Below are 6,371 nucleotides of genomic sequence, written 5' to 3'. Positions count from 1 at the left end.
AAAACAGTTGCAAAAAGAAAAACGCTTATAACGGATGTTTAAAATCCTGTTACAAGCGTTTTTTTATTGTCTAAAAAACGGCACTAATCAAAATAGGCGATGTTTTTCAGTGGCCTCTGTAAAGTGAGTGGCTTTTTTTGTGAGTTTTAACAATTTCATTGTGTTATTCGTTTTTTAATTAATTTGAAATTCCCTAGATTTGGTAAATTATTATTTTAAAAGTTTTATTTCCAATTATATTATGTCAAAAACAGCAACATTAGAAATAGATGGCAAAAAATTTGAACTTCCTATCACTGTAGGGACTGAAAATGAGGTTGCTATCGATATTAACAAATTACGTGATTTGTCGGGTGCAATTACTATTGATCCGGGCTACAAAAATTCAGGTTCTTGTAAAAGTGAAATTACTTTCCTTGACGGAGAGCTTGGGATTTTGCGTTACAGAGGCTATTCAATAGAAGATTTGGCTGAAAAGGCCGATTTCTTAGAAGTCTCTTATCTTTTAATTTTTGGAGAATTGCCAACTAAAGTTCAGTTAGCGCAATTTGAAAATGATATTAGAAAATATACTTTGGTGAACGAGGAAATGAAAAACATCATTGACGGTTTTCCAAAAACAGCACACCCAATGGGTGTTTTAGCTGCTTTGACAAGTGCTTTGACTGCATTTAATCCAAAGTCAGTTAATGTTGAAAATGAAAAAGAGATGTATGAGGCAGTTTGCAAAACCATGGGTAAGTTCCTGGTAATCGCAACCTGGACGTACAGAAAAAGCATGGGGTATCCTTTGAATTATTATGACAATACAAAAGGATATGTAGAAAACTTTATGCGTTTAATGTTCGAATTGCCAACCGAACCGTATAAAGCAAGTCCTGTTGTGATTGATGCGTTAGATAGATTATTTATTCTTCATGCAGATCATGAGCAAAATTGTTCAACGTCAACCGTTAGAATGGTAGGTTCTTCTCACGCTGGATTGTTTGCTTCCATATCTGCAGGAGTTTCTGCACTTTGGGGACCATTACACGGTGGTGCTAATCAGGCAGTGCTTGAAATGCTGGAAGAAATCCACAAAAATGGTGGTGACGCTGAGAAATACATAGCGAAAGCAAAAGATAAAAATGATTCTTTCCGATTGATGGGATTTGGTCACCGAGTATATAAAAATTTCGATCCAAGAGCAAAAATCATTAAAAAGGCAGCTAACGAAGTGTTGGCGACTTTAGGAGTGGATGATCCAATTCTGGCAATCGCTAAGAAACTGGAAGAAGCAGCTTTAGAAGATGAGTATTTTGTATCCAGAAAATTATATCCAAATGTAGATTTCTATTCTGGAATTATTTACAGAGCCTTAGGAATTCCTACAGATATGTTTACCGTAATGTTCGCCATTGGTCGTTTACCGGGTTGGATTGCACAGTGGAAAGAAATGAGAGAGAACAAAGAGCCTATCGGAAGACCAAGACAGATCTATACTGGTAGTCCTTTGAGAGAATTTGTCTCCGCTGACAAAAGATAAATTTCAATTCAAAAAGCTTCACTAATTTGTGAAGCTTTTTTTATATTTGTCAAAAGTGAAAATACATGCTAGCGTTACATATAGAGAATGAAACTTCCAGATTAAGAGCCGTAGTTTTAGGTTCAGCAATTAATAACGGACCAACACCAAAGGCTGATGAAGCCTATGATCCCAAATCATTAGAGCATATTGTAGCGGGTACTTATCCTAAAGAAGCGGATATGGTAGCTGAAATGGATGCTTTCGATAAAGTCCTTCAAAAATATAATGTTACTGTTTTCCGACCGGAAATGATTGCCAATTACAATCAGATATTTGCAAGAGATATCGGTTTTGTGATCGATGATATTTTTATCAAATCCAATATACTGCCCGACAGAGAACGGGAGTTGGATGCGATCCAATATATTATTGATCAGATGGATCCCAAAAAAGTGGTTCGCCCTCCAGAGGAAGTGCATATTGAAGGCGGAGATGTCATTTTGTGGAATGATTACATATTTGTCGGAACCTATAAAGGGAGCGACTACAAAGATTATATTACGGCAAGAACTAATGTGCAGGGAGTGCAGTACATCAGAGAATTGTTTCCCCATAAAAAGGTCAGAGGGTTTGATTTGGTGAAATCAAAAATTGAAGCCCGGGACAATGCCTTGCATTTGGACTGTTGTTTTCAGCCCGTTGGAAAAGATAAAGGAATTATATATAAAAGAGGCTTCCGTGAAGAAGCGGATTATCTCTTTCTTGTGAACCTTTTTGGAAAAGAAAACTTGTTTCACATTACAAGAGAAGAAATGTATCAGATGAATTCCAATGTTTTTTCCATCGCTACCAATGTAGTGGTTTCCGAAAAAAACTTTACAAGATTAAACAACTGGTTACGTGCCAATAGGTTTGTTGTGGAAGAAATTCCCTATGCGGAAATTGCAAAACAAGAAGGATTGTTGCGCTGTTCTACCTTACCTTTAATCAGAGATTAATTTTAGGGGTGGTATAGTATAGTGGGTTTAGTGGTATAGTAGTGTAATGCTATGAAATAAAAAAAAATAAAATATGAAACAGACAACAAATTCAATATTGATGATCCGCCCGGTGGCGTTCCGAATGAACGAGCAAACGGCAGTAAATAATTATTACCAAAAAGTATTGGACGGGCTTTTACCGGCTACCGTAAATGCAAAAGCACAACAGGAATTTGATGCTTTTGTGGAAAAATTAAGAGCCGTTGGTGTTGATGTTACTGTCGTGGATGACACTGCAAGTCCGGATACTCCGGATAGCATTTTTCCAAACAATTGGGTTTCTTTTCACGAGGAGGGTGATGTCGCGTTGTATCCTATGTTTGCAGAAAACCGTCGCTACGAACGTCGTGAAGATATTTTGGATATACTGGAAGACAAAGGTTTTGTCATCAACAATATAATGGATTACACTTCGGCTGAGGAAGATGGTTTTTTCCTCGAAGGAACCGGGAGTTTGGTTCTGGACAGAGCCAACAGCAAAGCCTACTGCGCTTTATCTCCGAGAGCCGATGAAGAGCTGTTTATTGAATTCTGTGAAGATTTTGATTATGCGCCAGTAATTTTCGAGGCTTTTCAAACCGTCGGTTCAGAGCGAAAACTGATTTACCACACCAATGTAATGATGTGTGTGGGAGAAACTTTTGCAGTTATCTGTTCCGATTGCATCGATGATAAAAAAGAACGCAAAATGGTTTTGGAGAATCTGAAAGAAAACGGAAAAGAAGTTATTTTGATTACCGAAGCCCAGATGAATAATTTTGCTGGAAATATGCTTGAAGTTCAGGGGTCAGATGGTAAAAGATATTTGGTGATGAGTGCAGCGGCACATCAAAGCCTGACACCGAAACAGCTGGAACAACTCGAAAAACATGCTGAAATTTTAAGCTCCAGTCTAGATACTATCGAAGCCTGTGGCGGTGGAAGTGCCCGATGCATGATGGCAGAGATTTTCTTGCCCAGAGAGTAGCTTTTGGGAATTATATGCAACTTTACACTAAAAAAAGCAGTTTTATTGGCTGGATTGACAGAAGAACCTGAATTATAAGCAATATAAAGAAGGGGTGTTGGAAAAAATCTGATTTTTGGTACTGCAGTAATAACCCAGATTTGAAATAAATCGTAAAAGATATAAGCCAAAAGCCATTTCGTAACCGAGTGGCTTTTGGCTTTTATAGGATAATGTGGAAGTGGATGAAGATAGATAAGAGACCAAATAATGCTATTCCTGCTAAACAACGAGAATCTGTACTAGGTCAACCTTGTGTTGATTGGTATGTCGGACATGGTCATTTTCGGACGTAGTGTAAGTCTCTGTGCGTTGATGGGAAGTGTTGGCAATTGGCAAGGGTGTAGATTGGTAATGCTTCGCTGTAAAACCCAAAAACTAATTATTACCAAGCTTGGCAAGCCTATTACGGTAGATAGCATTCATGGTATGATAGAGTCGTCAGGGTGTTGTTTCCGAGATCGAAAACTTAACCCGTAGACCATAAGAATGAGTGTGATTAGCAATTGGTAGTTCACAGCAACGGGAAATGATTAATCGGTATTTTCCAAGTATCTGAAAAATAGTATTATTAAATTTGAAATTTCTTATCTTTGTACAAATGAGTAAAAATCTTTATATAATCGCAGGTTGCAATGGAGCAGGTAAAACAACCGCTTCATTTACGATACTTCCTGAAATACTAAACTGTAAGGAGTTTGTAAATGCGGATGAAATTGCCAAAGGGCTCTCCCCATTTCAGCCGGAAAAGGTCTCGTTTGAAGCTGGTAGGATAATGCTTCACAGAATAAATGAGTTGTTAGCGAATAATGAAAATTTTGCATTTGAAACAACCTTGGCGACAAAAAGTGATAGGTCGAAAGTTACCCTAGCTCAGGAAAAAGGATATAAAGTTGTGCTATTGTTCTTTTGGTTGCAAGACGTTGATCTTGCTATTGAAAGGGTAAAGACCAGAGTCCGGGAAGGCGGACATAATATTGAAACAGATGTTATTAAACGACGATATAAAAATGGAATTAAAAACTTATTTGATATATATTTGCCTATAGTTGATGAGGCATTGATTTTTGACAATACAGCTGTAAAAGCTGAATTAGTTGCACAGAAAATATTAGGTTACGATATTGAAATTAAAAATAAAATTAAGTTCGATAAACTCAAAAACAGCGAAACATGGGAAAGTACAAAACAACATCGACTCAGCAGAAGATTATAGATGCAATGGATAAAGTTTATGAAAATTTAATCGAGTTTAAAAAGAAAAAAAACAGCGATTTAGTTGTAATGGAAAATGGCAAAATTGTAAGGATAAAACCTACTTCATTATAGATTATTATTTTTGATAATCCATTTAAAGCTCTTGAAAGGAGGGCTTTTTTTATTGGCTATAAGTAAGAAAATATAAACGACATTATTCGGAAGTAATTGAATAGTATTAAACTTTTCTGTTTTTATTATAAATCAAAGGATTAAAAAACAAAAAAATGCTCAGGTAAACTATTGCCTAATTTCTTTACTAACAAAGCGCTCCATCTTGTCAGAGTATAAACGATTTGTTTTTAGCTTAAGTTTCCTTTGATAATGTTGAGAATCGCACTGACGATATATTGGATCCCAATGGCAATTACAATAAAACCAATAATTCTCGAAATGGCAACAATCCCTGATGCTCCGAGTATTTTGGCTAAATAATGTGCACTTCTCAGAATTATAAAAATGGCTAGCGCAATGGCCAGAATGGCCAGTGACGATATAATGACATCACTTGTTGAGTTGTGTTCCTGATAAAAGGCAATCAATAAAGAAATAGATCCGGGACCCGCAAGCATCGGAATCGCCAAGGGAGTCAGGGCAATATCATTTCTTTTCTGCGCATCGGTTTCTATCTTTTTGTTAATCCCTCTTTTCTTATTGAATTTTCCGGAAAGCAATGAAAAACCGGAACTTACGATAATTAGTCCTCCGGCAATGCGCAGCGCGTCAATGCTGATGCCAAAAAAGATCAAAACATACTGACCGATAAAAAAAGAGATGATCAGGATGGCAAATACATTAATGGCTGTCCACAAGGAAATTCGGGAACGTTCCTGTTTGGTATCATTTTGCGTAAGTCCTACAAATATTGGAACAGTACCTATAGGGTTTAATACTGAAAAAAGCGCCACAAAGAGATAGATGAAAAGATCCATGTTTTTCTAATTTAATGCTGTAAAAATACTCTTTTTTTTACGCTGTGAAAGGTTTAAATGTCAGGATATTGTTTGAAGCGTTTTTGCAACTAAACCTAATATTTGGGCAACTCATGAACCTTTTTGATTACTTTTGCAAAATAGATTTACATAAAATGATAAAAAATAAAAAAACGCTGGTTCTTGGAGCTTCGACAAAACCAAGCAGATACTCTTTTTTAGCAATTGAAAAATTGGTTTCCAAAGGGCATTCCGTTCTTGCCATCGGTCAAAACGCCGGTGAGGTAGAAGGAATAAAAATCCAGACTAAAGCGATTCCACTAAAAAATGTCGATACGGTTACCCTTTATCTGAACCCGTTACGTCAGCGTGATTACTATAATTATATCGTAGAGGCACAGCCAAAGCGTGTTATTTTTAATCCAGGTACTGAAAATCCGGAGTTCTATCAATTGTTGAAATTAAATGATATAAAAGTAGAGATAGGGTGCACACTGGTTATGTTGGCTACCAATCAATATTAGTGTAAACTAGTTGCTTCGTCAGCACTTTGTTGTTGTCGACAGTTTCATATATGTTTTCTGTCCCGTTAAAAAACGGGACAGAAAATGACGCGTTGCCCGCTACAA

General features: G+C 36.7%; 6 protein-coding genes. 5 read left to right on the top strand and 1 reads right to left on the bottom strand.

Annotated elements, in window-relative coordinates; genetic code table 11:
- The first annotated feature begins 241 nt into the window (after window positions 1–241).
- From ACNQGH_RS18205 to ACNQGH_RS18190, 4 genes are all read left to right on the top strand, one after another.
- A complete protein-coding gene (locus ACNQGH_RS18205; RefSeq protein ID WP_417957435.1) occupies window positions 242–1,525 on the top strand; it encodes a citrate synthase in 1,284 nt (427 codons plus the stop codon).
- Window positions 1,526–1,590: 65 nt separating this feature from the next.
- On the top strand, window positions 1,591–2,505 hold the full coding sequence (locus tag ACNQGH_RS18200; RefSeq protein WP_417957434.1) for a dimethylarginine dimethylaminohydrolase family protein: 915 nt from the start codon (window positions 1,591–1,593) through the stop codon (window positions 2,503–2,505).
- A gap of 73 nt (window positions 2,506–2,578) precedes the next feature.
- A complete protein-coding gene (gene ctlX / locus ACNQGH_RS18195) occupies window positions 2,579–3,514 on the top strand; it encodes a citrulline utilization hydrolase CtlX (protein ID WP_417957432.1) in 936 nt (311 codons plus the stop codon).
- Between the two features lie 640 nt (window positions 3,515–4,154).
- Window positions 4,155–4,769, top strand: coding sequence for an ATPase (locus ACNQGH_RS18190; protein WP_417957431.1), 615 nt, complete (start codon window positions 4,155–4,157; stop codon window positions 4,767–4,769).
- A gap of 343 nt (window positions 4,770–5,112) precedes the next feature.
- On the opposite strand, the gene ACNQGH_RS18185 is transcribed toward ACNQGH_RS18190, so the two are convergent.
- Window positions 5,113–5,742, bottom strand: a complete 630-nt coding sequence (locus tag ACNQGH_RS18185) for a MarC family NAAT transporter (protein WP_417957430.1) — start codon at window positions 5,740–5,742, stop codon at window positions 5,113–5,115.
- 158 nt (window positions 5,743–5,900) lie between these two features.
- On the opposite strand from ACNQGH_RS18185, the gene ACNQGH_RS18180 reads away from it, so the two are divergent.
- Entirely contained in the window at window positions 5,901–6,266 is a 366-nt protein-coding gene (locus ACNQGH_RS18180) for a CoA-binding protein (protein WP_417957438.1), read from the top strand.
- Window positions 6,267–6,371: the final 105 nt, after the last annotated feature.

The organism is Flavobacterium kochi, from assembly GCF_048286715.1.
Classification (GTDB): domain Bacteria; phylum Bacteroidota; class Bacteroidia; order Flavobacteriales; family Flavobacteriaceae; genus Flavobacterium.
Note: the sequence above shows the minus strand (reverse complement) of the source record. Positions and strands in the feature narration are given on the sequence as shown.